Origin of the sequence: Methylophaga sp. UBA2496, from assembly GCF_002341635.1 — a bacterium.
In the GTDB taxonomy this organism is placed as follows: Bacteria; Pseudomonadota; Gammaproteobacteria; order Nitrosococcales; family Methylophagaceae; genus Methylophaga.
Window position 1 is genome coordinate 109,196 of sequence record NZ_DDOK01000005.1, and the last position, 25,797, is coordinate 134,992.

Here is a 25,797-nt window from a genome sequence, read left to right on the forward strand (position 1 = left end):
TAGTGTCTGGCATTTTCAGCTTATTTTAGGTGGAGACAACAATGAGTAAAATTATCGATGTTCGTGGTCGTGAGATCATTGACTCTCGTGGCAATCCGACAGTGGAAGCGGATGTCATACTTGAAAGTGGTGCAATGGGAAGAGCCGCTGTGCCTTCTGGTGCTTCCACAGGGGCTCGTGAAGCGATTGAGTTACGTGATGGTGATGCACTGCGCTACCTGGGCAAAGGTGTGACTAAGGCTGTTGAGGCAATCAATAGTGAATTGCGTGCTGCCGTTGTTGGTTTGGATTGTTTTGATCAAAAGGCACTGGACGATAAGTTGATCGCCTGTGATGGTACAGAGAACAAAAAACGTCTTGGAGCCAATGCTCTTTTAGCTGTGTCTATGGCGAACGCTGTTGCTGCCTCCGAAGAAAAAGGACTGCCTTTATACCGCTACCTGGGTGGCGATAAAGCGGTGACTTTGCCTGTGCCGATGATGAATATTATCAACGGTGGTTCTCATGCTGATAACAGTGTGGATTTCCAGGAATTCATGATAGTTCCGGTCGGTAGCAAAAGCTTTAAGGAAGCGGTACGTGCCGGTGCTGAAATCTTTCATCAGTTAAAAGCAGTTTTATTGTCGCAAGGCCTGAATACTGCGGTAGGTGATGAAGGTGGATTCGCACCGGATCTGGCTTCCAATGAAGCCGCTATGGAACTGATTATGGAAGCTATTAAAAAGGCCGGTTATGAACCGGGTCGTGATGTCATGATTGCACTTGATGTTGCCAGTTCAGAGTTTTATAAAGACGGTTTATATCGCCTCGAATCCGAACAGCGTAGTCTCACCGCAGCTGAATTAACTGATTTGCTGGAAAACTGGTGCAATAAGTATCCCATCATCAGCATTGAAGACGGAATGGATGAAAACGATTGGCAAGGTTGGAAATTACTAACTGAACGTGTGGGTGACCGTATTCAGTTGGTAGGGGATGACTTGTTTGTCACCAACAGCGCCATTCTGCAGCAAGGTATTGAGGCCAATGTTGCCAATGCCATTTTGATTAAGCTGAACCAGATTGGTACGTTGAGTGAAACGCTTAATGCAATGAATTTGGCAGCTGAAGCTGGCTACAAGTCAATTGCTTCACATCGAAGTGGTGAAACTGAAGATACCTTCATTGCGGATTTGGCGGTTGCCACGCAATGTGGTCAGATTAAAACGGGTTCGATGTCGCGTTCTGATCGTGTGGCTAAATATAATCAACTTTTGCGTATAGAAGCTGAGCTGGGGGCAACCGCGATTTACCCTGGTTTGCAGGCATTTCCATCTAGATGATATTCGTTGCATGAAAACAGTACTCATTGTACTGACCTTCATATTTGTAATGCTGCAATATCGATTGTGGTTAAGTCATGACGGTTTGCCAGCCCTGTTACGTTTGCATCACACAGTAGAAAAACAACGGATTGATAATTCTAAACTGGAAGAACGTAATCAGGTTCTGGCGGCCGAGGTTGCTGATTTGAAAAGTGGCCTGGATGCACTCGAAGAGCGTGCTCGTAGTGAACTGGGGATGGTCAAACCCGAAGAGACTTTTTTTCATATAATCGATATTCCAGATGATGAGCAATAAAGTCTGGGCAGTCGTCCCGGCAGCGGGTATTGGCAGCAGAATGCAGTCTGATCGACCTAAGCAGTATTTATTGCTCAATGATCAACCCGTTATATTTCATACGTTGAGTCGGCTGGCTAACCATCCACGAATTGAAGGGATTGTTATCGCTTTATCCGCTAACGACCCATATTGGCCTTCTTTGAATTTACCACCACACTGGCAGATCCATACGACCATAGGGGGCGTGGAGCGGGCTGACTCGGTCAGCAATGCCTTACAGTTTTTACAGACACTGACTGAAAATGATCCCTGGGTATTAGTGCATGATGCGGCGCGTCCCTGCATACGGCATAGCGATATTGATGAGATGTTACAACAGCTAGGCAATGACCCGGTGGGTGGTATCCTGGGCGTAGCGTTAACGGAAACTGTCAAACGTGTCGATGAAAATAACACTATCCAGGCGACAGTGGATCGAAGCGGATTATGGCGAGCTGCCACCCCACAGATGTTTCGTTTAAATGTTTTGTCTGAAGCCTTAAGTCAATCTAAACAGGCCAGTATCAGGATTACAGATGAAGCCAGCGCCATGGAATTTATGGGGTATAACCCGAAAATGATTGCCGGTCATGCTGACAACATCAAAATTACCTTGCCGCAGGATCTGGCATTAGCCGCATTGTTTTTACAGCAACAAGAAAATGGAGAAGCCCCATGAGAATTGGTCATGGCTATGATGTACATCGTTTTGCCGAAAACTGTGTACTGATTATCGGTGGCGTAACTATTCCGCACTCTCATGGTCTGGAAGCACATTCTGATGGTGATGTACTTATTCACGCGTTATGTGATGCTTTGCTGGGGGCTGCCGGATGGTGGGATATCGGTCATCATTTTCCAGATAATGATATGACATATGCCGGGATCGATAGTCGGGTGTTGTTACGGCGAGTATATGATGATTTGACCAATGCCGGCTGGCAGGTTGGCAATGTGGACGCCACAGTGGTAGCACAGGCACCGAAGCTGGCGCCTTATATTCCACAGATGCGTGAGCTGCTGGCCGCGGATCTGCATATTGAATCCTCAGCAATTAATATAAAAGCCACTACTACCGAAAAACTCGGGTTTGCTGGTCGCAAAGAAGGTATTGCTGCCCATGCTGTTGCGCTGATTAAAAAGGCTGAATCAGTTTGAAACATTTTGATTATTTATCCTTGCCGCGGCAATCAGCCAGTGCAGCTGGTTGCACGGGCAAATTGCGCGAAAAAGCCATTTATTTTGAAGTAGAAGAGCATTTGCCGTTTTCACCCGAAGGTGAAGGATCGCATGTCTGGTTGTATGTCCAGAAAACCGATACCAATACCGATTGGCTGGCACAGGAAATTGCCCGTTTCGCAGGTGTCTCGCCGGTTGCTGTTGGTTACGCCGGACTCAAAGACCGTCATGCCGTGACCTCTCAATGGTTCAGTGTCAATTTACAGGGATTGCCGGAACCTGACTGGTTAGCATTTGAAAATGAGCAAATCAAAATTCTTAAAGCGGTTCGCCATAGCAAAAAACTCAAGCGAGGTGCACTTGCCGGAAATCGTTTTCGACTGCGGTTAACCAACATTACGGGCGAACAGACTGTCTGGGAACAAAATCTGCAAACAATCGCTGAGCAGGGCGTACCAAATTATTTTGCTGAACAACGCTTTGGCCATTTTGGCAACAATCTGAAAAAAGCTGAGCAATGGTTCATCGAGGGAACAGAGCCGAAAAAACGTAATCAACGCAGTATTATTATTTCAGCGGCACGTTCCTGGTTGTTTAATCTGGTGCTGGCTGAACGAATCCGACAAGGCAACTGGGATGAAATGCTTGCAGGCGATGTGATGTTGCTGGCCGGCACACGGGCCAGTTATTTTGTCGCAGAAATCAAAGATGCTGTGCTTCAACAGCGGATCAAAGACATGGACATTCATCCGACCGGTCCATTGTGGGGAAAAGGCGAAGCCATCAGCAAGGCAGAGACTCTTATGCTCGAACAAACCGTTTTGACAGATTGGCAGGATTGGCAGCGACAATTGGAAAAGCTGGGATTAAATCAGGAACGTCGGGCACTGCGACTATTTCCGCAACAATTGAAATGGCAATTTATCAATGAAACCAGTTTGCTGTTAGAGTTTGAGTTGGGACCGGGCAGTTATGCTACGGCTGTTCTGCGTGAACTGGCTGAAATTCAGGATATGTCGCAGAAAATTTCCACAGTATTACCGAGTCTTAGTGAATAGGATTCAGTGAACTGAAGGAGGCTGATATGAATCTCTCCATGCATAGGCTTTTTTGGCTGGCTCTGGTCTTTCTGCCATTAAGTGCTCAGGCAGTAGATCGCTGGCAGGCTTCGAGTAGCGCTAAACATACCGCAGTATTGGAATTATTTACCTCGGAAGGTTGTGGTCTTTGTCCTCCCGCGGAACGCTGGTTATATCAGCAGCAAACTGAGCTTAATTATATTGTTTTAGGCTTTCATATTGATTACCTGAATGACAAAAAAGGTTGGGTAGATGTTTTTGCCAAGCCGGAATTTTCCGAACGACAGAAACAACTGGCTTTACTGAATCGATATCAGACCATTTATACGCCAGAGTTTGTTTTAAGCGGTGAGTCTTTGCCAAACTGGCGAGAGAATTTCAATGAGGCGGTTAGCTTTCTCAATGAGTTTGATGCTCAGGCGCAGATTCGCCTGAGAGCCTATCTGATAGATGATGCACTCATGATTGATAGTCGTAGTCAGGTAACTGGTGAAGAAAATCGTCAACACAGTAAATTATATATCGCGATCACTGAAGATGATGTGCTCAGTGATGTGCAGGGCGGAGATAATGCCGGGCGAACATTCAACCATCAAAATCTGGTTAGGGAATGGCTTGGTCCGTTTGATCTGGATCCTTCCGGTGAAACATTTATCGAACATCAGCTGAAACTTATTCCAGACTGGCAGCAGGATAAACTGAAACTGGTGGCACTTATTCAAAATTTATCCGACGGTTATATCTTGCAAGCCGTTGAATTACCTTTAACACAACAGAAGTAAGATGGACTATTTACCTATATTTATTGATTTAAAAAATCGTCAGTGTCTGGTAGTTGGTGGTGGCGAAATTGCCGCCCGCAAAGCCGGCTTATTATTAAAAGCTCAGTCAATGGTCACCATTATTGCCCCTGAAATTGCCGAGATGTCGCGTCAGTTATTGGAAGATGCAGACTATCGGGGCAAGATAAACTGGATTAATGACAAATTTTCGCCAAATTACCTTGATGATCAGACACTGGTTATTGCCGCAACAGATGACGAGAGTGTGAATCTTGAAGTGTATCAGGCGGCCAAGGCAAAAAAAATTCTGGCCAATGTGGCCGATCAACCTGAGATGTGTGATTTTATTCTGCCGTCAGTTTTGGATCGTTCACCCATCGTAGTCGCCATCTCCAGTGGTGGCCAATCACCTATTCTGGCCAGACAACTTCGCGCCAGGCTGGAAACACTTATCCCACCTGCTTACAGCAAGCTGGGCCTGCTGGTTGGCGAGTATCGCGAAAGGGTCAAAGCGAAGTTTACTCAGTTAAAGCAGCGTCGTCGTTTCTGGGAGGCCGTTTTACAGGGGCCGGTCGCCGATCACGTATTGGCCGGTCGTGATCAGTTAGCCATCAAAACTCTGGAAACATTAATTGAAGAGACCGCAGATCATGCCTTGCAGCAGGGTGAAGTCTATCTGGTCGGAGCCGGGCCCGGTGATCCTGATTTATTAACCTTTAAAGCCTTACGTTTAATGCAGCAGGCCGATGTGGTGTTTTACGATCGACTGGTCAGCAAGGAAGTGTTGGCTTTGGTGCGTAAAGAAGCCGAAATGATTTATGTCGGTAAGCAGCGTGCCTGGCATAGTAAACGTCAGGATGAAATCAATTTGTTACTGCTTGAGCATGCCCTGGCTGGAAAACGCGTATTACGATTGAAAGGTGGCGATCCGTTTATTTTTGGCCGCGGCGGCGAGGAAATTGCCACTTTAGCCGAGAAAAAGATTCCTTTCCAGGTAGTGCCGGGAATCACAGCCGCTTCAGGTGTTGCCTGTTACTCAGGTATCCCATTAACACATCGTGATTATTCGCAAAGCTGTGTGTTTGTTACCGGTCAATTAAAAGAAGGCGAGCTTGATCTGAATTGGCAGGCCTTAGTACAACCTCGGCAGACGGTAGTGGTTTATATGGGCCTGGCCGGGCTTGATATTCTTAGTCAACAGCTGCAGAAACATGGTATGCGCGCCGATATGCCAGCGGCGTTAGTTCAACAGGGTACTACCGAGAATCAAAAGGTATGGGTGAGTACGATCGCTGAACTTCCTGAGTTGGCAAAAAAACAACAACCTGTCGCACCTACGCTACTAATCATTGGTGAAGTCGTCCAACTGCATAATCAACTTTCCTGGTTTTCCCAATAAAATCAACAGATTAATCTTCCCGTATTGTTTTGGGAATTTTTCCTAATTCTATGTGTGAAACGCCATGCTAGCATCGCCATAGGCTTCATAGAAAGCTATTAAAAAAGTACTACAAAATATTAATCTGGGAGATTAAAAATGGCGATTCCATTTCGACGCAGCGTCCTGCCTGCGTTATTAGCAACGGCGTTAAGTCCCGGTTTCAGTCTAGCTGCTGAACCGGATCTGCAACTGGAAAACATCGAAGTCATCAGTCTCACACCATTACATGGTGTGGGACTGGAGGCTGATAAGATTCCAAGCAATGTTCAAACGGCTACAGCTGAAGATATCGAACGAAATCAGGCGTTGGATATTTCTGATTTTATGAATCAGACAATGGGTAGCATGAGTATCAACCATGCACAAAACAACCCGTTCCAACCTGATTTGAAATTCCGTGGCTTTACAGCCTCTCCATTAGTGGGTAATGCGCAGGGTATTTCTGTTTATCAGGATGGTGTCCGTATTAATGAACCTTTTGGTGATGCGGTTAATTTTGAATTATTACCAAAATCAGCTATTGCCAGTATGAATATGATGTCTGGTTCAAATCCATTATTCGGTTTGAATACATTGGGTGGTGCCTTATCGATTCAAACCAAAAATGGTTTTACCCATCCTGGACATAGTCTGGAAGCTTATACCGGTTCTTTCGGCCGTGATTCCGGGACTATAGAAAGTGGTGGCAGTGATGGTAACCTGGCTTATTTTGTGACCGGTTCCATTACCAAAGAAGATGGTTGGCGGGATTTTTCACCTTCCAGAGTTGAACAGTTCTTTTCCAACTTAAGCTATCGTAACGAAACCAGCAGTCTGGATTTTGGTATTACAGCCGTAGACAGTGATTTGAATGGCAATGGGGCTTCACCGATTGAACTGGTGAGAGAAGATCGTGAAGCGGTCTTTACTCATCCCGACAATACCAAAAATGAATTACGAATGTTTACCCTCAATGGTTCACATTGGGTAAATGACACCATGATGCTATCGGCCAACACTTATTATCGACGCAGTGATCGTTCTACCTTCAATGGTGATGGTTCAGAACTGGAAATTGATGGTGCCAATATTGTAGACGATGATGGTGAAGTGGTTACGCCGTTTGCACCTTTGGGTTTTGATGGCAGTGAAGAATTTATTGCATTAAACAATACCAGTAAGACTAAGCAGGACAGCTATGGCTTTGGTTTACAATCCACTTTTCTAGATGATTTGTTTGGACGTGAAAACCAGCTGATTGTGGGCGCTTCCTACGACAGATCAGATGTAAAACATGCTTCACAATCTGAAATCGCACAGTTTACCGATAGCCGTGGCACCGACGGCACCGGTTTTATTATCGATGAGACAGTGGTTGATGGTGATATTGAAACGGATACCTTTAGTCTGTTCTTTACCAATACACATTCGTTGACTGAACGTTTGGATTTGACTGTTGGTGGCCGTTACAACTGGATCCAGATTGATATTTCCGGCACCAGCGAAGGCGGTGAACAGGACCTGAACGAAACGGGTAACAAGCATGTATTCAAACGCTTTAATCCGACGGTCGGTTTAACTTATGCTTTGCGGGACAACCTGACGGTATATGGTAACTACAGCGAATCAAATCGTGCGCCAACACCATCTGAGTTGACCTGTTCTGAAGAAAGCAGTCCTTGTTCTTATCCCAATGCATTTTTGGCTGATCCACCGTTGGATGATGTTGTTGCAAGAACTATCGAGGCTGGTTTCAGGGGACAGAATGGTTCAATCAATTGGAATACCGGAGTGTTTTATACTCAGCTGAAGGATGATTTATTTTTCTTCCCGGATGTTGAAGATGATGTGAGCGACCCACGTTTGACCTTGGGTAACTTCGATAATATCGATAAAACAGCACGTGCCGGTCTTGAATTAGGCGTGAATGGTCAGCAAGACAAGCTGCTATGGTTTGCCAACTATTCTTATGTTCGTGCAACGTTTGAAGATTCTTTCCTCTATGCTCGTGAAGTTGATGACGAGGTAGAAACCTTTGAAGTGAAAAAAGGTGATCGGCTGCCGGGAATTCCCGAACACAATATTAAAATTGGTGTCGATTATGCGTTTACACCGAAATTATCTTTAGGTGCAACGGCGTCTTATCACTCAAGTCAGTACTACCGTGGTGATGAAGCCAACGAAGACAAAAAAATCAGTGGCTATGGGCTGGTTAATCTGCACGGTCGTTACAAGCTGAACAAACATGTTCAGTTCTTTGCCAAAGTCGATAATCTGTTTGACAGTGAATATGAAAACTTTGGTTTATATGGCGAACCGGATGAAGCGCCAGGTCTGGACTTGGATGATCCGCGTTTTGTTGGTGCCGGTGCGCCAAGAGCTGGCTGGATTGGCTTTAAAGTTACACTTTAATTCAATCGTTTAGATAAGAAGAAAGGTCGCTATAGGCGGCCTTTCTTTTTTAATTTAATCAATAAACCGCATCGATAAATCTACAGCCTGCAAGTCTTTGGTTAATTGACCGACCGAAATTCTATCAACACCTGTTTCTGCAATGCCACGAATCGTATCCGTACTGACTCCACCAGAGGCTTCAAGAGCGACTTTGCCATTGGTAAAGCTGACGGCTTCTCGTAACATCGTTAACGAAAAATTATCCAGTAATACAATATCAGCAGCGGTATTAAGTGCCTGCTCAAGTTCATTCATGGATTCGACTTCAACTTCAACCGAGACATTGGGATGCAAGGCTTTGGCCTGGGCAACGGCTGCTGCAATAGATCCTGTGGCAAGGATGTGATTCTCTTTGATCAATATGGCGTCATACAAACCGAAACGATGGTTGACTCCGCCACCGCAACGAACAGCATATTTCTGTCCCAGTCTCAGGCCTGGCAGGGTTTTTCGGGTATCCAGCAGTTTGACCGGTAAATCCTGGACCAGGTCAGCATAGCGTTTGGTCTGAGTGGCCGTGCCGGAAAACGTCTGCAAAAAATTCATCGCGGTGCGTTCTCCGCTCAATAATGCCCGGGCATTTCCGGAAAGCTCACATATCACTGCATTTTCACGCAGCAAATCAGCATCCTTAAAAAACCAGTGGATTTGGATGTCTGGATCCAGCTGATTGAAGACTTCATTAAACCAATCCTGGCCACATAAAACAGCAGTCTGTCGACTGATTAATCTGGCTTTGGCTATTGCCCCGACCGGAATAAGATCCGCGGTGAGATCCTGTTGGCCAAGATCTTCTAATAAAGAGAGTTTGACCTGCGAGCTGATAAAGTTTGCCGGAATGAAATTGTGGATGGTCATAGTTTTGCGAGCTTCAGTTTAAACAGCCGATAGGGTAACTGTTAAAGCTCTGATAATCTATTCACAAACCCAAGTTGGAGCAAAAAGTGATTATTGACAGACAGAGTGGATGGCTTGATGCGGCAGAAATTTTACCTTCGCCAAATTATGATGATCGGCCAGATGAAACCGATATCAGCGGCATCATTATTCACAATATCAGTTTGCCTCCAGGCCTGTTCGGTGGGAGCTGGATTGCCGACTTGTTTCTGAACCAACTGGATCCCAATGCGCATCCTTATTTTGCAGAGATCGCTCATTTACGGGTGTCATCGCATTTACTGATAAGACGTGATGGTTTGATGCAGCAGTTTGTGCCATTTCATAAACGCGCCTGGCATGCAGGTGTGTCGTGCTGGGATGGGCGTGAAAAATGTAATGATTTTACAATAGGTATTGAACTGGAAGGTGATGATGAGACAACTTTTACTGAAATTCAATATTCGCAGCTGGCGGCAGTCAGCAAGGCTATTTTTGCTGCATATCCATTATTGTCCAGTGAGCGCATAACCGGCCATGAACATATCGCTCCTGGTCGTAAAACGGATCCGGGTCCTTATTTTGATTGGGCGCAGCTGAAGCAATTATTGCAGACATAAAAAAGCCGCCCGTGGGCGGCTTCAAAATGACTTCTAATAATGGTTACTGAGTGATTGCAATCAGCTCAATATCAAAAATCAATGTTTCGTTAGGGCCAATCATTTCACCGGCGCCTTGTGGGCCATAAGCCAGATTACCCGGAATGACCACACGCCATTTAGCACCTTCCTTCATCATTTGCAGAGCTTCCTGCCAACCTTGAATAACACCGTTAACAGGGAAAGTAGCCGGCTCACCCCGTTGGATAGAGCTATCAAAAACTGTACCGTCTAATAAGGTACCTTCGTAATGAGCAATAACGCGATCAGATGCAGTTGGTGTTGCGCCATCGCCTGCTTCGATGATTTCATATTGCAGACCACTATCTGTGGTAACAACGCCATCTTTTTTCGCATTTTCTTCCATGTAAGCTTTGGATTCAGCCTGTTTTTTGTTCATTAGCGCAGCCAGTTCCTGCGACTTTTTCTGCTGGTATTTGCCGATAATTTCCTGCGCAGTAGCCTGATCCATTTGTGGTTGGCGACCCGCCATCATGTCGGCTACACCGGCACTAAACGCATCCATTTCAAGCTCTACGTTTTCCATCATCATTTGCTGACCGACTTGTATGCCGAAGATATAGCTGAGTTTTTGTTGTTCTGTATCGAGGGTGGCGTTTTCTGCCATTACATTAGCTCCAAATAAAACGGGAAGGAAAGCGAGATATTTCAGTTTCATGTCTTAAGACTCTCATATTGTTATAAAAATAGGTTGTCATGGCTTAGAGATATTATCAGCCGCGAAGTTCGCTACGCGATTGTCTCATATTTTTCTGCCGGTTTCAGATTGAATAGCCGAGTAATACACTTGGTTATTCAGTTAAATGATACTATAATGGTATCAATTAGGAGGGCGTGACATGTTACGCATGGGTAAACTGACAGACTACGGCATTGTGCTGATGAGCTACATTGCCGAGCACCGTAGCAAGCAGCACAGCGCGCATATGTTATCAGATGCGGTGCATATGCCGTTGCCTACGGTCAGAAAAATATTAAAAGTGTTGTCAGCTGGAGGTCTGTTAACTTCCGAGCGGGGAGCGCAAGGTGGCTATATTTTAAGTGGTGATCCAGCCGATATTTCTGTTGCGCAGATCATTACCGCAATAGAAGGACCGATTGCACTGACTGAATGTGTCAGCAGTGCATCGCAGTGTGATCAGGAAACCCATTGTGCCGTGCAGACAAACTGGAACCAAATCAATAACGCCGTTTTCCATGCTCTGGATGAAGTGAAATTAGCCGATATGCTGACACCGACACTTTCAGCGGCTCGTCCAGTTCGATTTTACCCGCCCAGCTACAGGGCAAAAGCAGTTTCTTTACAGGATGGTGATCAACATGAATGATCAAACACAACAACTTGAAGCAATTACGCAGAAAGAATACAAAGCCGGCTTTTTTACTGATATTGAGTCAGATAGTCTGCCACCCGGATTGAGTGAAGACGTGGTCCGCCAGATATCCCTCATTAAAGGTGAGCCGGAGTTTATGCTGGAATGGCGTTTGAAAGCCTACCGTCACTGGTTGACCATGGAGACCCCGGAATGGGCACATGTGCATTATCCGGAAATCGATTATCAGGCGGTCAGTTACTATTCTGCACCGAAGAAAAAAACCGATGGACCAAAAAGTCTGGATGAAGTTGATCCGGAATTATTGCGTACCTACGAAAAACTCGGTGTACCGCTGGATGAGCGTGCCCGTTTAGCCGGTGTCGCAGTAGATGCGGTTTTTGATAGCGTATCCGTATCCAATACGTTTAAAGATAAACTGGCCGAGCAGGGCATTTTGTTTATGCCGATATCCGAAGCCATTCAGGAACACCCGGAACTCATTAAAAAATATCTGGGCAGCGTGGTTCCACAGAAAGATAATTATTATGCGGCCTTGAATTCAGCGGTGTTTACCGATGGTTCGTTTGTTTACATTCCAAAAGGTGTGCGTTGCCCGATGGAGTTGTCGACCTATTTCCGTATTAATGCGGCGAATACCGGGCAGTTCGAGCGTACGTTGATTATCGCCGATGACGATTCCTATGTAAGTTATCTGGAAGGCTGTACCGCACCGATGCGTGATGAAAATCAGCTGCATGCGGCGGTAGTGGAATTGGTCGCTATGGATCGCGCTGAAATCAAATACTCCACCGTGCAAAACTGGTATCCCGGTGATGAAAATGGCAAAGGTGGTATCTATAACTTTGTCACCAAACGTGCTGCCTGCCGTGGTGAGAGTTCAAAAGTATCCTGGACTCAGGTAGAAACCGGGTCAGCTATCACCTGGAAATATCCGAGTGTGGTATTGCAAGGCGATAATTCTATCGGTGAATTTTATTCGGTGGCTGTGACCAATAATATGCAGCAGGCTGATACCGGTACCAAGATGATCCATCTGGGTAAAAACACCAGTTCAACCATCATCTCAAAAGGTATCTCCGCCGGGCGTTCGTCGAATGCCTATCGTGGTCTGGTGCGTATTGGACCCAATGCGGAAAATGCCCGTAACTACACCGAGTGTGATTCGTTATTGATGGGCGATAAATGTGCCGCACATACCTTCCCGTACATTGAAGTGAAAAACCCGACCGCTCAGGTTGAACATGAAGCCTCAACCTCGAAAATCAGCGAAGATCAATTGTTTTACTGTAAACAACGTGGTCTTGATGTGGAAGACTCGGTATCGATGATCGTCAATGGTTTCTGTAAGCAGGTTATTCGCGAATTACCAATGGAATTTGCGGTGGAAGCTCAGAATCTGCTCGGTTTATCGTTGGAAGGTTCAGTTGGTTAAACGTCGTTCCCTAATATAACTACATGTTGGGCGGGTCAGGCTGCTCAACCTATAAAAATGAATAGAGAATAATTATGAAAATGTTGGAAATCAAAAATTTACACGCAAAAATTGAGGGCAAAGAAATTCTGCGTGGTATTAATTTGACGGTCAATGAGGGTGAAGTACATGCCATCATGGGGCCAAATGGTGCCGGTAAAAGCACGTTATCCAATGTGTTAACGGGCCGTGAAGGCTACGAAATCACCCAGGGTGAAGTCATATACAAAGGTGAAAACCTGCTGGAACTGGAACCTGAAGAACGTGCCCGTCGCGGTGTGTTTCTGGCGTTCCAATATCCTGTAGAAATTCCTGGTGTCAGCAATATCTATCTGCTTAAAGCGGCATTAAATGCTGTTCGCAAACATCAAGGTCTGGATGAGTTGGATGCCATTGATTTCCTGACGCTGGTACGCAGCAAAATGCAACTGGTTAAGATGGATGAACAGTTTTTGCACCGCAGTGTGAATGAAGGCTTCTCCGGCGGTGAGAAAAAACGTAATGAAATTTTGCAAATGGCCTTGCTGGAACCCCAATTAGCCATTATGGATGAGACCGATTCCGGACTGGATATTGATGCCCTGAAAACCGTTTCTGAAGGGGTGAATGCGCTGCGTAGCCCTGAACGTTCATTTGTGATGATTACCCATTACCAGCGTTTGTTGGATTACATCGTGCCTGATTTTGTCCATGTTTTATCTGAAGGTCGCATTGTGAAGTCTGGTGATAAAGAGCTGGCTAAAGAACTGGAAAAATCCGGCTATAGCTGGGTGCATGATGCACCGGAACCAGAAGGGCAGCCTGCATGAAAGTATTAACAGACATCCATACCGATTTTGCTGCGGTGGCCAATAGCCGTGATGTCATGGTGGCTGATAATGCACACTGGAAAACATTGCGTCAACAAGCCAAGGAACAGTTTGAGCGAAATGGCTTGCCGGGCAGAAAAGAAGAAGATTGGAAATACACCAGCCTTTGGTCGTTAGGTCAGGAACAGTTTGTTCATCAGGTCTCCCAACCAGGGTATGCGGATATTCATGAGCTGAAACTGGTGGAAGATGCCTATCGCCTGGTGATTGTTGATGGTCGAGTGGATTTAACAGCCTCATATCTTGACGGGCTGCCCGAAGGTCTTACGGTGACGCCATTCTCACAATCAATCGATCGCGCCAGCGAATTTCTCAATCAGCAAGTCAATTTGGAAAAGCCAGGCTTTAATGCCATGAATACCATGTTGATGAATGAAGGTATTTTCATTGAGGTCGCAGCTAATACCAAGGTAGATAAACCCATTGAATTAATCGTGGTAAACAGTGGACATACGGCACACTATGCCATGCATTTACGTAATGTGATTGTGCTTGGAAAAGATAGTCAGGCAACATTTATCGAAACCTATGCCGGTAATAATCAAGCCAATGGGTTAACCGATGTGATTACTGAAATAAGTCTGGCTGACAAAGCGGAATTGTTTCATTACAAATTACAGCGTGAATCCCTGGACCATTATCATGTTGCCACCATGGCTGCCTCGCAGGCCGCTGACAGTCAATGGCATAACACCAATATTTCGCTTGGCGGAAAACTGGCCAGAAATGATGTTCACAGTCAATTACTGGGTGAGCAATCCCACGTGACAATGAATGGTCTGTATCTGGTGACGGGCGAACAACATATTGATAATCACACACGTATTGATCATGCGGTGCCGAATACGACCAGTGAAGAAGTCTACAAAGGCGTGCTGGATGAGCAGAGCCATGCAGTATTTAATGGCAAAGTGATTGTGCATAAAGACGCACAGAAAACCGATGCCAATCAAAGTAACCGTAATTTACTGTTATCCCGTGGTTGTGAAATTGATACCAAGCCGGAAATGGAAATCTACGCCGATGACGTCAAATGTGGACATGGCAGTGCCGTAGGCCAAATCAACGAAGATCAATTGTTTTTCCTCAGAGCTCGTGGTCTGGATGAAGTTAGCGCGCGCAGTTTACTGACTTTTGCTTTCGCTGTTGATGTGATTGAACGTATATCCAACGAGGAACTCAAACAATCCATAACCGGAGTAATTGAAAAACGATTACCCAGGGGAGGCGCATGAGCAATTTGAACATTAATACGATTCGTGCGGATTTTCCGGTTCTCCACCAGGAGATCAATGGTTTCCCTCTGGTATATCTGGATAATGCCGCGACCAGCCAGAAACCGCGACAGGTGATTGAGGCTGTCAGTCATTATTACCTGCATGACAATGCCAATATTCACCGTGGTGTGCATAAACTTAGCCAACGGGCAACCGATCTATATGAAGCGGCCCGCGCTAAAGTACGCCAATTTGTTAATGCCAACTCGGATAAAGAAATCATCTTTACCCGTGGAGCAACAGAGGCAATCAATCTGGTTGCTCAAAGCTTTGTCAGGCCCATGTTGCAGCCGGATGATGAAATTCTGATCAGTCATCTGGAACATCACGCCAACATAGTGCCGTGGCAGATATTATGTGAACAAACCGGTGCCAAACTGAAGGTCATCCCAATGACGCAGTCAGGTGAGCTGGATTTGACAGACTTTGATGCGATGCTCACCGAACGCACCAGGATTCTGGCGGTTGGTCAGGTGTCTAATGCGCTGGGAACTATCAATCCGGTCAAAAGCATGATTGCCAGAGCCCGCGCCAAAAACATTCCGGTTTTAATTGATGGTGCGCAGGCGGTGCCGCATATGACCGTGGATGTGCAGGATCTGGACTGTGATTTTTATGTGTTCTCTGGCCATAAGATGTTTGCCCCTACTGGTATTGGCGCATTGTATGGTCGTAAAGATTTGCTGAACGCGATGCCGCCATATCAAGGTGGTGGTGATATGATTCTCTCGGTCAGTTTTGAAAAAACTATCTACAACGAACTGCCCGCCAAGTTTGAGGCGGGTACACCGAATATCTCCGGCGTTATCGGCCTCGGTGCGGCAATTGATTATATGTGGCAGATTGGCATCGATAATATTGCTGCTCAGGAACACCACTTACTGGATATTGCTACCCGTAAAATTGAGGCATTGCCCGGTGTCAGAATCATTGGCACGGCCGCTGAGAAAGCCGCCGTGATTTCTTTCATGATTGAAGGCGTGCATCCGCATGATGTCGGCACCATATTTGATCAGCAAGGTGTGGCTATTCGAACGGGGCACCACTGTGCTCAACCGGTTATGGAGTTTTATGATATTCCGGCGACAGCCCGTGCTTCATTTGCGTTTTATAACTCAGAAGAAGAGGTCGATGCATTGATTAACGCGATACAAAAAACACAGGAGCTTTTTGCCTGATGAGTGATTTAAGAGAGCTTTACCAGCAAGTGATCATGGATCACAACAAACGCCCACGTAATTTTCGTGAAATTGATCATGCCAACCATCTGGCGCATGGCAATAATCCATTATGTGGCGATAAGCTGGTAGTTTACGTCAAGCTCGATGGCGAAGTGATTGAAGATGTCAGCTTTAAAGGGAGTGGCTGTGCCATTTCAATGGCCTCTGCTTCTTTGATGACAGAAGCCCTGAAAGGTAAAACGATTGATGAAGCCCAGGCTATTTATGATCAGGTACATAAATCCATGACCGGAGAAGAGACAGATCGCAACCTGCTGGGCAAACTGGAAGTGCTAAGTGGTGTCAAAGAGTTTCCGGCACGGGTAAAATGCGCGACTTTGTCCTGGCATACCGTACATGCAGCGATAGACAGCGACCACGATATTTCGATTAGCACCGAGTAATTTTATGAATGATAATCAGGTACAACCTTTTACGGCAGAAGATTTGAAGGAAGACGTCATTGAGATGCTTAAAACCATCTTCGATCCTGAAATTCCGGTCAATATCTATGAACTCGGATTGATCTATGAGATTGATGTCAGTGATTCCGGAAATGTGGTTATCCAAATGACCTTAACTGCGCCAGGATGCCCGGTGGCACAGACCTTTCCGGGTGATGTGGAAAACAAAATCAGCAGCATAGACGGTGTTAATAAAGTGCATGTTGAGCTGGTTTGGGATCCACCCTGGACTCGGGATCAAATGAGTGAGTCCGCTCAATTACAACTGGGTATGTTCTAACTGTTCACGCTACTGAAAACCTGAACCCTCTCGAAATCAGGCAAAAAAAAACCGTGGACAGGTCTATCCACGGTTAATCAGATCACATGACAAATCTGAAGAGGTAACAAACTTTAAGGCTACAGTTAGCAACTAGTTCAGGGCGTCGCCCCTAGAGAATCTCATTAGCAAGCTGTTGGAGCTAATCATAGTCATCTAACGCTATGCCGCATATAGGAGGAATTCCTTTTATCATTCTCATGGCCATTATTTCAGTCGTCCGAAAAAATCATTTATTGCTAACTTAAAATCGCTTTTTTACAAACCATCATTTCGATATAAATAAACCTCCCAAAATAAATAGGGATATTTTCCTAATGCTTTGCGGGAAGTAATTCTCCTATTATGTGCGCACTTTTTGCCAGCAAAGATTTTGCTGGTTGATGAATGACACTATCAGGAGAATGTAAAGTGAGTGAAGCGGCGGGTGCCCCCCCTAATAAAATTAGCAAAATTAATTTGATTACCTGTGGTTTACTGGCTTTGCTCTGTATTCTGCCATTCTTGATTCCGCATCATCGAATACCCCTGACCACGTTTTATAATCAATGGTCAGCGATAGCGCTTGGCGTCCTGGCCATGATTTTTCTGTTGCGGAAACAATCCTGGGAGGAACTGCAGATTCCCTGGTTCGCCCTTATGCCGCTGGGGTTACTGGTGATTGTGGCGATTCAATACAAAGTTGGTTTGTTCAACTACTGGCAACAAAGCTTTCTGGTTTGCCTGTATCTGCTATGGGCAAGTCTGTTGATTACTCTGGGCGCTCAGCTAAAACATCTATTAACGTTGGAGAAGCTAATCCCCACTCTGGCTTGGGGGTTGGTTGTCGGCGGGCTTATTTCAGCCGTTATTGTCACGCTGCAATACCTTGGGTGGGATGATTCGCCACTTATACTGCGTTATAAGTCGGGTGGTTTTGCTGCCAATCTGGGGCAGGTCAACCATCTGGCCACATATATGGCGCTGGCATTGGGCTCTTTGTTATATCTTTATCTGAGTCAGCGGATTAATTTCTGGGCTTTGGCCATTACTGCAACTGTATTTCTGATGGTATTGGCCTTAACCGGGCAGCGAATGAGCTGGTTATACGTCGTTTTACTGTCTGTTGGTGGCTGGTTAATCGCCAGGAAGTCCACTCAATGGCAAATCCATTTTATCTCAAGTCGGTTACTTTGGCTGATCCCGGTGTTTATTCTGGTGCAGTTAGTATTGCCATTGTTCAGTGCCGATATGCCTGCGATGCCTGCGGAGAGGGTGGCTGAAAATGTGAAAGGGGAATCCATACGTTTATTGTTAATCCAGCAGGCCTGGGAAATGTTCATCCATCATCCGCTGTGGGGGATTGGTTGGGGACAGTTCGGTTGGCACAACTTTGAAATGACTGAAAGTTACCCGGGATTAAACGGCTATGCCGATCATGCTCATAATATGTTGTTGCATCTGTTAGCCGAAACAGGCATTTTCGGTGGTTTGATTCTGCTATCGGGCATTATTTTCTGGTTCTGGCAACAACGGGGTGTGGTGATATCAGCTGAACGCTGGTGGCTGTATGCGATCCTGGCCGTGTTTGCTGTACACAGTTTGCTGGAATATCCATTGTGGTATGCCTACTTTCTGGGGCTTGCCGCCATCGTAACGGGGATCAGTTCTGAACGAAACATCACATTGAAGTTGAATCTGGGGATCGTCGTTTCGGCGGCATTGCTGCTTTTCAGTTTATTTATGCTGAGCAATACTTTCATGCAATACAGCAAAGTGGAAAACTGGTATACCAAAGGCAGAATGGGCTTGTTCAATAATGATCAGGCCGTTCCCTTGCTCTATGAAATGGCTGAAACCCGTGATAAATCGTTGTTTGCACCTTATCTGGATTTAGTCATTATTCGGGCGCTTCCCGATACGCAGGAAGTTTTACCTGACAAATTAGCGATGAATACCCAGCTAATGAAATATCTTCCCGGCGAGGAGGAAGTCTATAACCAGGTGACATTGCTTGCTTTATCCGATCAGCCGGAAGCGGCTTCTCATCAGCTTGATCTGGCGATGCGACATTATCCCAAATACATGGACAAGTACTGGAAAGTCGCCACCCGTGGGTTACTTGTGGGGGGGCATAAGCAACTCTTTCCACTGATACAGCAGTTGCAAAACTATCAGGATACGGCTTACCCATTAGAACCCTGAGTTATAAATGCATTCACTGACTGCCGGATGAGCAGGCTCGTTCGGCAGTTTCTTTTTTACGGCATACGACTGTTTTATTTCTTCCCGAATTTTAGTGGGAAATTACGCTGTTCAGGAAAAATTTCCCTTTCCTATGTTTATTTGGAACTTTTCAATAAAAAAAAGAATGCTTTTTTTTGTGACGTAGTTAACTATTTAAAACAGTATGTTACCTGCATTTTTTAAGTAAGTTGTTAATTCCTTTGCAAAATAAGGAAAATCTCCTATAGGGAATAAATTCCCGTTTCACTACTATCCACTCACCGAAACAAATCAGAGCCGTGAGATATGACAAGTACAACAGACACCACCGTCAAACCACTTAAGTACAAATTGATGGAGCTGGTCGATGATGTATTGGCGCATGACGGTTTTGGTGATATTCGGATTGAGGTGAAAATCCTCAAACGCCGTCAGAAAGAGGTGATTTTGCATTGTGGTAAGCAGTACCGTTTTGTGGTCGATATGCCCGATTTAGCGGAAGTACATACCTCCAAACATCGTGCAGTATCAAATTAAACGTCGTTCTTATGAATCTCCCAGTTCTGAACAAAATGCGTAAAAAGCCTGCTCATAACAAAGCAAAAAGACTCAATACGTCGGTGAATGTTGAATGTGTGTGGGACACATCACGTACAAAAAAATTAAATCCAGATGACCAACAGGCTGTATGGGGCAGCTGCGGCATTCAACAGAGAGATATAAAAAATGAACATTAAACAAATGAAAGCTATGGTCAGCCGTTTCCGTCACGCTGATTTCTCAAGTGTACAAGACCCGGCAATGCGTGCAAAAGCCCAAAAACTGCAAGCAAAACAAAAAGGTTTTACGCTGCTGGAATTATTAGTTGTTATCACCCTGTTGGCTATTCTGGCAACGGGTGCTTTGGTTGCCTATGACGGTGTAGGTGAAAACGCTCAGGCCGCTCGTGCTGCTTCAACTGCTGCCACACTTGATCAGGGCGTCCGTGCTTATCGTGCAGTCACTTACGCATATCCGGACCAATGGGATAACTTGGCTGATCCCGATGATGCAAATACACCCGCAGGTGGTACAGATGCAGAATTCCTTCCTGAACCTCTCCAAGAAGTTCTAACCAGTATTGATTTGGCTACAGCCTTTCAAGCTGCATTTTCTGTAGCCGCTTCTGATGTTCCAGACTTTCTTGAAGATTATTTCGATGACAACTTTGGCATGGAAGAAATTCAGCATATCCAGGCTGGAACAACTGGTAATGGAATAAGAGTTGGATTAGCACCAAACCGTAATCACAACGAGGGGGCTAATCCATTTGATGCAACTGACGGTGGTGCTGTTGAAACTGAATATAGTGATTTCGGTGCCGACGTAACTTACATTTCAATTCTGGCTTCTGAAGCATTCGATGATGATGCTGGTACACCACTGCTTTGTAAAGTGGGCGGTGAACTTATGAACGGGACTTTTGCAGGTGGTGCTGCTTCAGCAGATCCATTAGTGATTAACTCAATTAATGATGCGTTAAGTACTGAGCGTTGCAATCTGGTATTGGCACTTGGTTTTGGTGGTGATGCGGCACATAGCACTGTTAACTCTTCTGCTGGTGTAATTCAGTCACCTGCCTATAGCAGTGCAAACGTCAACCCTGCCGATAGTTATGCACGGTTTGTTGGGTTATTCCATTTAGCCAGAGGTAACAAAGGTTCAATCGGTGACCCTGGTGTTGATGATTTGACTCAAGCGGAGTTTTTACAACGTCCACGTCTGCTTGGCTTTATCGATACTGAAGGTAAACCAATTGACCAAAACGTTGCTGAAGCAACAGTGAACTAATTCTTTAAATGAAAAAGTTCAGATAAACCTTGGGGCAGGCGCTGCCTGCCCCTTGTTTATTTAAACCGGAAAAACAGTTCATTGCGTTAAAGCCAACCATCTTTAACAGAATGATCTAGGTAGGTTGGGCTGAGGCACGAAGCCCAACAAACAAAAAGTTTGTGCATAAAACGTCGTAGGTTGGTTTAAGGCAAAATCCAACAAAACCCTGATACAGGAGTATCAGCCATAACAACCACAGGTTTTTGATAAACAGGAAATCAAAAATCCAATTTGAATTGATGGTCTGCCATACATCGGGAACAAGTAAATGAGGTGTTTATTGTTTTACCGACAACTGAAACCGAGCAAACAAGTGCGTCTGCCCGGCAATACTGCACATAATCGGCAGCATTCAATCTGTTTCTCGCAGCCAAAATCCAATATGGCGGGTTTTACGCTGCTTGAGTTGCTGGCCGTAATAGCGTTACTGGCTATTTTGGCAACTGGGGCTTTGGTTGCCTATGATGGCACAGATGAACAAGCCCGTATCGATGTCACAAAAATGGAAATGTCGGAGCTTCGTAATGCTTTGCTGCAATTTCGGCGTGATACCGGTGCTTTTCCCTGCGGTGTTTACCATGAGCCAAATGTTGATGGGGATGTTCGGGCCTATTCTTTAGACATAGATAATATGAATATGCCTGATATGCCGGCCCCATCGGCTACTTTGTCAGAGCAAGCCGAGTGGTGTGAAGTAAATGGTTTGGCCATGTTGACGGAATACCCGTTTGAATTTGAAGAGCCGATCCAACATAAACTCTGGAACCCGGATACGAAGCGCGGCTGGAATGGGAGCTACATTTCACGTGAGGGTTTAACGGATGCATGGGGAAATCGTTTTTTACTCATTAATCCCGAACTGGATTTTGCCCGGCCACCATCTATGTGTATTCCACCAGAACCCTCAGCCCAGTTTTATGAATGCCGTTCAATCAATGATCAGGAATATACAGCCAGTCCTGCCTCCTATTCAGAATTTGGTGATATTGCCCGAATAATAAGTATGGGTCCTAATAACGAGAATGATAGTCAAGCTGCATCAGATCCTTGCGTAGCTGAAGGTGATGATATCGTTCTCTGTTTGTTGCGTTAACAAAGGCTGATTAATGCAACTGCCCAATAAAAATTTCCTGTCTGCAAAATTACAGAATTTGACTAACAGTCATTTTCAATACGGTTTCACTCTACTGGAAATGGTGCTTGTACTGTTCCTGATTGGCTTACTGGCCTCAGCCGGATTGCTATTCACTGAAGGTGTCGAGGATCAGGCCAAATACGATGAAACCAAACGGCGGATGGAGTTGATTCGTAAGGCAATTATTGGTGATGCCACACGCACGATTAATGGTGCACCTGAAGTGAGCGGTTTTGCTGCTGATATGGGGCGATTACCTGAATGTATCAGAGAGTTAATTGTTTCAGAAAAATGCGATGGTACGTCACAAGATCCGTGGGCAATTGATCCTGATACAGGATTTGGTTACGGCTGGCGTGGTCCATACATACAGACAATTGCCGATCGAAAAGGTGAGTTTCGATTTCGGGATGGATATAACAATGATGACGACACAGAAAATTTTGGTTGGCATTTCACCGTTGCAGCTTCAAGTGTACAACTTCAGAGTGAAGGTTTTGATATTGTTTCTGAGTTAGACAATTTTCCTCAGCCAATAAGCTCAGTAATTCCCTCACTTATTGTTAAAAATGATTGGCTGGTGACGTTACCAAATGCAATTAACGTAAATATCAAAAACCAGAGTACGAATTCACTGCCGGTTACAGCGCTTACTGAAAAATTGTTATTAAGAATCTACCACTCTGACTTATCTGACTTCGATGACGCAAATAATGGTAGCGGTTTACCTGTCACACTTGCACAAAGTAGCGTACCGGCTACCGGGATAAAAACCAAAACTTTTGAGTTAGATGATTCAAAAGAAATTCCATTGGGAAATAGAGCATACGCATTAATTTGTTTCGAAGCCGACCCTGTCGATCCAAACGATTTCGTCATCTTTGATGGTGATTGCGACAGTGCTAGTAATAGCAAACCCAATAGCTCAAATATCAGAACATTTAGTGTTGTGCCGCGAAACAGCCTGAACCTGCAACTTGACTGGATCATCCCAACGCCATGAATCTGAATACGCTTTCTGCATTGAAAAATATTTCATTTGGTAAACCCAGCCAGATTCTGGTGTGCGAGAGTGATGGCCTGAGCCTGAGGGCAGCGGTCATCAGTCGCGAAGGGAGTCGATTGGTCACACATCAGCATGCGTTATCCAACCTGCTGGATCCGGGACTTGCACTAACCGAAGTAATAAATACCATCCGTGCCAATGGCTGGTCGGGAAATCAGGCCGTATTATTAACACCCGCGGCTATGTCGAGCCTGATTGAATTACCGATTAACCCCAAAAAACCGAAACCGCTGGCACAGATGCAGGCGCTGATTCGTTGGGAGGCCGAGCCTTTGCTGATGCAACAGCAAAACCAGTGGAGCATCGGTTATCTGATGATCAAGCAGGGTTTGATGACAGCGGAACAGGTCAATCATATCCGCGGCATTCAACAGGCGAATAAACCAGCTGGGATGGGGATTGGTGCTCAACAGCGTACGAATTTTCAGCGATTTGGTGAGCTTGCTCTGGAACATGGCTATGTGGATAAGGAACGTTTGAATGGCTTTGTACAATGCCAGAGCTGGTTGCGTTCCGATGAAGAAGAGATTGAGTGCGGCTGGCAACCTCAAGACGCGGTGAAAGATGCGCCAGGTATTTATAACTGGCTAATCAGCTGTGTTTATAAATCAGTGATAAACCGTTGGGTGGATGCGTTTAAAACACATGGAATAAACCTGTTGCAAGTATTCCCGTTGACCGGGGCGTCAAATGGCTTATTGAAAGCAACCAATAATGAGCAATTATTAATCGAATCAGGCCCGGGAATTGTCACCACAACGGGGTTATCCAAAGGTCTGGTTAATCAGTTTCAGGTGCACCATTCCGCTTCTCTGGAGGCTTATGACGGGTGCCTTGAGGCCTACCATGCCGCCAATACCGATTCGATAGAAGAAGCCTGGCTGAGTTGTCATAGTGAAACCGATAATCAGCTTTATCAAAATTTGGGCGAAGTATTAACCAAACCGATCCATTTTCTGAGTGGGCTTGATGCTTCGACTGGGGTTACGCCCGGCATGCTCGGTGCTGCATCTCATGTTACAGGGATTTATACCGGTACGGCCTGTGTTCCTGTCCGGGTGGGTGGGGAAAAACCACCTCTTATTCAGCGTCAGGAAATACAGTTTGCCGGCGTAGCAGCAATACTTTTGTTAGTAATTATGGCATCAGAAGTGACCATGCATGTTCAGCAAACGCGATTGGTTGAACAAAAAACGGTGCTGGATGAACGTGCCAGAACACTGGATGAAGCGGTCAGACGCATAACCGCCATCAATGAACAAATTGAAGCGCGCAAGAACCTGCTTAAACAACAGCAGACCAGCCAGCAGCGAATGGAAGCCCGGATGGCTTTTTTCGGTGAAGAGCTGCCCGAACGTAACATGCTGCTGCAGGCGGTATTAGGCACTCTGCAAAATGCACTTAATGACCATATCGTTATCAATAGTATTGATGAAATGGGCAAGCGTCTGCCAATGATGGCAGCAAACCAGCCCGTTCAAAGTGATTTTATTGAACTGGATAATTTCAATATTGATGCCTGGTCACTCACAGAGAGCGCTGCACAGGAATTTATTCAGGCCCTTAAAGATTCAGCATCCACCTGGAACCTGATCGTCAGAGATGTGCAGATTCTTGAGCGTTCCGGCCCGCTGAATCTGGATGGCTATGCGGTGGCATTGAGCTTGGTCAAGGTGAAACCCAGACCGTTACAAATCTCTCAATCGGAGCAGAACCAATGACATTGAGAGAGCTGAACAAACGTGAGCGAATCCTGGCAATTGCTATTGCGGTGGTGATATTGCTGGTTAGCTATGGATTGATACGATATCAGCCAGCAAAAGCGAATATTGAATCACTTCAGAAGCAAGTCCTGGCAACACAGGTCCGTATCGGTAAGCTGGAAATCCCGGAAGAATCCGATGAGGTGATTGAAGATATTCTCGATCAACTTGATGAACAGGAAGCCGATGTTGCTGCATTGCAGGAAAGTGCCGCCGTGATTGAAAATCGTCTGGCCAGCCGCGACTCGCAACAATTACGCGTGATGATTTCATCACTGGCAATGGAATCCGGTATCCGTATTCGCACCAATGAATCCTTCCAGGCGTCACCTGTGACGCAGGTTGCTCAGGCCAGTCGCAACAGTAATCGAAAAACAGCCGAACAACCCGCTCAGGATGTTGTTTTGCCTGCAACAGCTGGTTGGATTGCCCGAATGTCGCCGGGGTCGATGTATGCAAGACCTTTGCAAAAACTTCAGCTGGAAGGCAGTTATGAATCTCTGAGACGTTTTTTACATGGTCTTGACGGTCTGCCATGGCAAGTCTCGGTACTGCGGATGAATATTACCAAGCTTCCTGTTTCGCCTTTACGCGGTATGCCTCAACCCTTATCTGTAGAAGTGATTCTGTCGTTATGAGTTGTAAACATCCAGGTTCGGTCAGCGATGCATCAGGACGTTTGTCATTG

At 45.5% G+C, this 25,797-nt stretch carries 25 protein-coding genes and 1 pseudogene; 24 read left to right on the forward strand and 2 right to left on the reverse strand.

What is annotated here, in order from left to right; all coding sequences use genetic code 11:
• The first annotated feature begins 41 nt into the window (after nt 1-41).
• From eno to B2W60_RS07675, 8 genes are all read left to right on the forward strand, one after another.
• Nucleotides 42-1,322 carry a phosphopyruvate hydratase gene (eno, locus tag B2W60_RS07640; protein WP_292360013.1) on the forward strand — a complete coding sequence of 427 codons (1,281 nt, stop codon included), beginning with the start codon at nt 42-44 and terminating at the stop codon, nt 1,320-1,322.
• Between the two features lie 10 nt (nt 1,323-1,332).
• A complete protein-coding gene (gene ftsB, locus B2W60_RS07645; RefSeq protein ID WP_292360011.1) occupies nt 1,333-1,620 on the forward strand; it encodes a cell division protein FtsB in 288 nt (95 codons plus the stop codon).
• Nucleotides 1,607-2,320, forward strand: a complete 714-nt coding sequence (gene ispD / locus B2W60_RS07650) for a 2-C-methyl-D-erythritol 4-phosphate cytidylyltransferase (RefSeq protein ID WP_339612346.1) — start codon at nt 1,607-1,609, stop codon at nt 2,318-2,320. Before ftsB ends, ispD begins: the two co-directional genes overlap by 14 nt.
• Nucleotides 2,317-2,799, forward strand: coding sequence for a 2-C-methyl-D-erythritol 2,4-cyclodiphosphate synthase (ispF, locus tag B2W60_RS07655; protein WP_292360009.1), 483 nt, complete (start codon nt 2,317-2,319; stop codon nt 2,797-2,799). The genes ispD and ispF overlap by 4 nt, the downstream gene beginning before the upstream one ends.
• On the forward strand, nt 2,796-3,878 hold the full coding sequence (truD, locus tag B2W60_RS07660; RefSeq protein ID WP_292360008.1) for a tRNA pseudouridine(13) synthase TruD: 1,083 nt from the start codon (nt 2,796-2,798) through the stop codon (nt 3,876-3,878). Before ispF ends, truD begins: the two co-directional genes overlap by 4 nt.
• A 26-nt stretch (nt 3,879-3,904) precedes the next feature.
• Nucleotides 3,905-4,681 carry a DUF1223 domain-containing protein gene (locus tag B2W60_RS07665; protein WP_292360006.1) on the forward strand — a complete coding sequence of 259 codons (777 nt, stop codon included), beginning with the start codon at nt 3,905-3,907 and terminating at the stop codon, nt 4,679-4,681.
• A 1-nt stretch (nt 4,682) separates the two neighbouring features.
• On the forward strand, nt 4,683-6,080 hold the full coding sequence (gene cysG, locus B2W60_RS07670; protein WP_292360004.1) for a siroheme synthase CysG: 1,398 nt from the start codon (nt 4,683-4,685) through the stop codon (nt 6,078-6,080).
• Nucleotides 6,081-6,218: 138 nt separating this feature from the next.
• Nucleotides 6,219-8,513 carry a TonB-dependent receptor gene (locus tag B2W60_RS07675; protein WP_292360002.1) on the forward strand — a complete coding sequence of 765 codons (2,295 nt, stop codon included), beginning with the start codon at nt 6,219-6,221 and terminating at the stop codon, nt 8,511-8,513.
• A gap of 54 nt (nt 8,514-8,567) precedes the next feature.
• Here the strand turns inward: B2W60_RS07675 and nadC are convergent, their stop codons facing one another.
• Entirely contained in the window at nt 8,568-9,413 is an 846-nt protein-coding gene (nadC, locus tag B2W60_RS07680; protein ID WP_292360000.1) for a carboxylating nicotinate-nucleotide diphosphorylase, read from the reverse strand.
• Nucleotides 9,414-9,499: 86 nt separating this feature from the next.
• Here nadC and ampD point away from each other — a divergent pair, with 86 nt between their 5' ends.
• Complete coding sequence (gene ampD, locus B2W60_RS07685; protein ID WP_292359998.1) at nt 9,500-10,051, forward strand: 1,6-anhydro-N-acetylmuramyl-L-alanine amidase AmpD; 552 nt, start codon at nt 9,500-9,502, stop codon at nt 10,049-10,051.
• Between the two features lie 43 nt (nt 10,052-10,094).
• Here ampD and B2W60_RS07690 read toward each other — a convergent pair whose 3' ends face one another.
• A complete protein-coding gene (locus B2W60_RS07690; RefSeq protein WP_292359996.1) occupies nt 10,095-10,718 on the reverse strand; it encodes an FKBP-type peptidyl-prolyl cis-trans isomerase in 624 nt (207 codons plus the stop codon).
• A 232-nt stretch (nt 10,719-10,950) separates the two neighbouring features.
• Between B2W60_RS07690 and B2W60_RS07695 the strand changes: the two genes are divergently transcribed.
• From B2W60_RS07695 to B2W60_RS07760, 15 genes and pseudogenes are all read left to right on the forward strand, one after another.
• A complete protein-coding gene (locus tag B2W60_RS07695; RefSeq protein ID WP_292359994.1) occupies nt 10,951-11,439 on the forward strand; it encodes an SUF system Fe-S cluster assembly regulator in 489 nt (162 codons plus the stop codon).
• A complete protein-coding gene (gene sufB, locus B2W60_RS07700) occupies nt 11,432-12,880 on the forward strand; it encodes a Fe-S cluster assembly protein SufB (RefSeq protein ID WP_292359992.1) in 1,449 nt (482 codons plus the stop codon). Before B2W60_RS07695 ends, sufB begins: the two co-directional genes overlap by 8 nt.
• An 80-nt stretch (nt 12,881-12,960) precedes the next feature.
• Nucleotides 12,961-13,728 (forward strand): Fe-S cluster assembly ATPase SufC, encoded by a 768-nt coding sequence (sufC, locus tag B2W60_RS07705; protein ID WP_292360230.1) that lies wholly within the window; start codon nt 12,961-12,963, stop codon nt 13,726-13,728.
• A complete protein-coding gene (gene sufD / locus B2W60_RS07710; RefSeq protein ID WP_292359990.1) occupies nt 13,725-15,023 on the forward strand; it encodes a Fe-S cluster assembly protein SufD in 1,299 nt (432 codons plus the stop codon). The genes sufC and sufD overlap by 4 nt, the downstream gene beginning before the upstream one ends.
• Nucleotides 15,020-16,243 carry a cysteine desulfurase gene (locus tag B2W60_RS07715; RefSeq protein WP_292359988.1) on the forward strand — a complete coding sequence of 408 codons (1,224 nt, stop codon included), beginning with the start codon at nt 15,020-15,022 and terminating at the stop codon, nt 16,241-16,243. Before sufD ends, B2W60_RS07715 begins: the two co-directional genes overlap by 4 nt.
• Complete coding sequence (gene sufU, locus B2W60_RS07720; RefSeq protein WP_292359986.1) at nt 16,243-16,689, forward strand: Fe-S cluster assembly sulfur transfer protein SufU; 447 nt, start codon at nt 16,243-16,245, stop codon at nt 16,687-16,689. Before B2W60_RS07715 ends, sufU begins: the two co-directional genes overlap by 1 nt.
• A 4-nt stretch (nt 16,690-16,693) precedes the next feature.
• Nucleotides 16,694-17,029, forward strand: a complete 336-nt coding sequence (locus B2W60_RS07725) for an SUF system Fe-S cluster assembly protein (protein WP_292359984.1) — start codon at nt 16,694-16,696, stop codon at nt 17,027-17,029.
• Nucleotides 17,030-17,479: 450 nt separating this feature from the next.
• Nucleotides 17,480-19,252 (forward strand): PglL family O-oligosaccharyltransferase, encoded by a 1,773-nt coding sequence (locus tag B2W60_RS07730; protein WP_292359982.1) that lies wholly within the window; start codon nt 17,480-17,482, stop codon nt 19,250-19,252.
• A 327-nt stretch (nt 19,253-19,579) separates the two neighbouring features.
• The gene (locus tag B2W60_RS07735) at nt 19,580-19,810 is read left to right on the forward strand and encodes a hypothetical protein (RefSeq protein ID WP_292359980.1); all 231 of its coding nucleotides are present in this window, start codon (nt 19,580-19,582) and stop codon (nt 19,808-19,810) included.
• A 189-nt stretch (nt 19,811-19,999) separates the two neighbouring features.
• Nucleotides 20,000-21,103 carry a type II secretion system protein gene (locus B2W60_RS07740; protein WP_292359978.1) on the forward strand — a complete coding sequence of 368 codons (1,104 nt, stop codon included), beginning with the start codon at nt 20,000-20,002 and terminating at the stop codon, nt 21,101-21,103.
• A gap of 310 nt (nt 21,104-21,413) precedes the next feature.
• Entirely contained in the window at nt 21,414-22,238 is an 825-nt protein-coding gene (locus tag B2W60_RS07745; protein ID WP_292359977.1) for a prepilin-type N-terminal cleavage/methylation domain-containing protein, read from the forward strand.
• 13 nt (nt 22,239-22,251) lie between these two features.
• Nucleotides 22,252-22,377 (forward strand): annotated as a pseudogene (locus B2W60_RS14345) (prepilin-type N-terminal cleavage/methylation domain-containing protein); the annotation flags it as partial.
• Nucleotides 22,378-22,383: 6 nt separating this feature from the next.
• The gene (locus B2W60_RS07750; RefSeq protein ID WP_292363407.1) at nt 22,384-23,283 is read left to right on the forward strand and encodes a hypothetical protein; all 900 of its coding nucleotides are present in this window, start codon (nt 22,384-22,386) and stop codon (nt 23,281-23,283) included.
• The gene (locus B2W60_RS07755; RefSeq protein ID WP_292359974.1) at nt 23,280-25,067 is read left to right on the forward strand and encodes a hypothetical protein; all 1,788 of its coding nucleotides are present in this window, start codon (nt 23,280-23,282) and stop codon (nt 25,065-25,067) included. The genes B2W60_RS07750 and B2W60_RS07755 overlap by 4 nt, the downstream gene beginning before the upstream one ends.
• Nucleotides 25,064-25,747, forward strand: coding sequence for a hypothetical protein (locus tag B2W60_RS07760; protein ID WP_292359972.1), 684 nt, complete (start codon nt 25,064-25,066; stop codon nt 25,745-25,747). Before B2W60_RS07755 ends, B2W60_RS07760 begins: the two co-directional genes overlap by 4 nt.
• The last annotated feature ends 50 nt before the right edge of the window (nt 25,748-25,797 follow it).

What these genes read in the sequence shown, in the direction of transcription:
- eno (WP_292360013.1), top strand. Translation starts at nt 42, where the DNA reads ATGAGTAAAATTATCGATGTTCGTGGTCGTGAGATCATTGACTCTCGT.
- ftsB (WP_292360011.1), top strand. Translation starts at nt 1,333, where the DNA reads ATGAAAACAGTACTCATTGTACTGACCTTCATATTTGTAATGCTGCAA.
- ispD (WP_339612346.1), top strand. Translation starts at nt 1,607, where the DNA reads ATGATGAGCAATAAAGTCTGGGCAGTCGTCCCGGCAGCGGGTATTGGC.
- ispF (WP_292360009.1), top strand. Translation starts at nt 2,317, where the DNA reads ATGAGAATTGGTCATGGCTATGATGTACATCGTTTTGCCGAAAACTGT.
- B2W60_RS07665 (WP_292360006.1), top strand. Translation starts at nt 3,905, where the DNA reads ATGAATCTCTCCATGCATAGGCTTTTTTGGCTGGCTCTGGTCTTTCTG.
- cysG (WP_292360004.1), top strand. Translation starts at nt 4,683, where the DNA reads ATGGACTATTTACCTATATTTATTGATTTAAAAAATCGTCAGTGTCTG.
- B2W60_RS07675 (WP_292360002.1), top strand. Translation starts at nt 6,219, where the DNA reads ATGGCGATTCCATTTCGACGCAGCGTCCTGCCTGCGTTATTAGCAACG.
- nadC (WP_292360000.1), bottom strand. Translation starts at nt 9,413, where the DNA reads ATGACCATCCACAATTTCATTCCGGCAAACTTTATCAGCTCGCAGGTC.
- B2W60_RS07690 (WP_292359996.1), bottom strand. Translation starts at nt 10,718, where the DNA reads ATGGCAGAAAACGCCACCCTCGATACAGAACAACAAAAACTCAGCTAT.
- B2W60_RS07695 (WP_292359994.1), top strand. Translation starts at nt 10,951, where the DNA reads ATGTTACGCATGGGTAAACTGACAGACTACGGCATTGTGCTGATGAGC.
- sufB (WP_292359992.1), top strand. Translation starts at nt 11,432, where the DNA reads ATGAATGATCAAACACAACAACTTGAAGCAATTACGCAGAAAGAATAC.
- sufC (WP_292360230.1), top strand. Translation starts at nt 12,961, where the DNA reads ATGTTGGAAATCAAAAATTTACACGCAAAAATTGAGGGCAAAGAAATT.
- sufD (WP_292359990.1), top strand. Translation starts at nt 13,725, where the DNA reads ATGAAAGTATTAACAGACATCCATACCGATTTTGCTGCGGTGGCCAAT.
- B2W60_RS07715 (WP_292359988.1), top strand. Translation starts at nt 15,020, where the DNA reads ATGAGCAATTTGAACATTAATACGATTCGTGCGGATTTTCCGGTTCTC.
- sufU (WP_292359986.1), top strand. Translation starts at nt 16,243, where the DNA reads ATGAGTGATTTAAGAGAGCTTTACCAGCAAGTGATCATGGATCACAAC.
- B2W60_RS07725 (WP_292359984.1), top strand. Translation starts at nt 16,694, where the DNA reads ATGAATGATAATCAGGTACAACCTTTTACGGCAGAAGATTTGAAGGAA.
- B2W60_RS07735 (WP_292359980.1), top strand. Translation starts at nt 19,580, where the DNA reads ATGACAAGTACAACAGACACCACCGTCAAACCACTTAAGTACAAATTG.
- B2W60_RS07740 (WP_292359978.1), top strand. Translation starts at nt 20,000, where the DNA reads ATGAACATTAAACAAATGAAAGCTATGGTCAGCCGTTTCCGTCACGCT.
- B2W60_RS07745 (WP_292359977.1), top strand. Translation starts at nt 21,414, where the DNA reads ATGAGGTGTTTATTGTTTTACCGACAACTGAAACCGAGCAAACAAGTG.
- B2W60_RS07755 (WP_292359974.1), top strand. Translation starts at nt 23,280, where the DNA reads ATGAATCTGAATACGCTTTCTGCATTGAAAAATATTTCATTTGGTAAA.
- B2W60_RS07760 (WP_292359972.1), top strand. Translation starts at nt 25,064, where the DNA reads ATGACATTGAGAGAGCTGAACAAACGTGAGCGAATCCTGGCAATTGCT.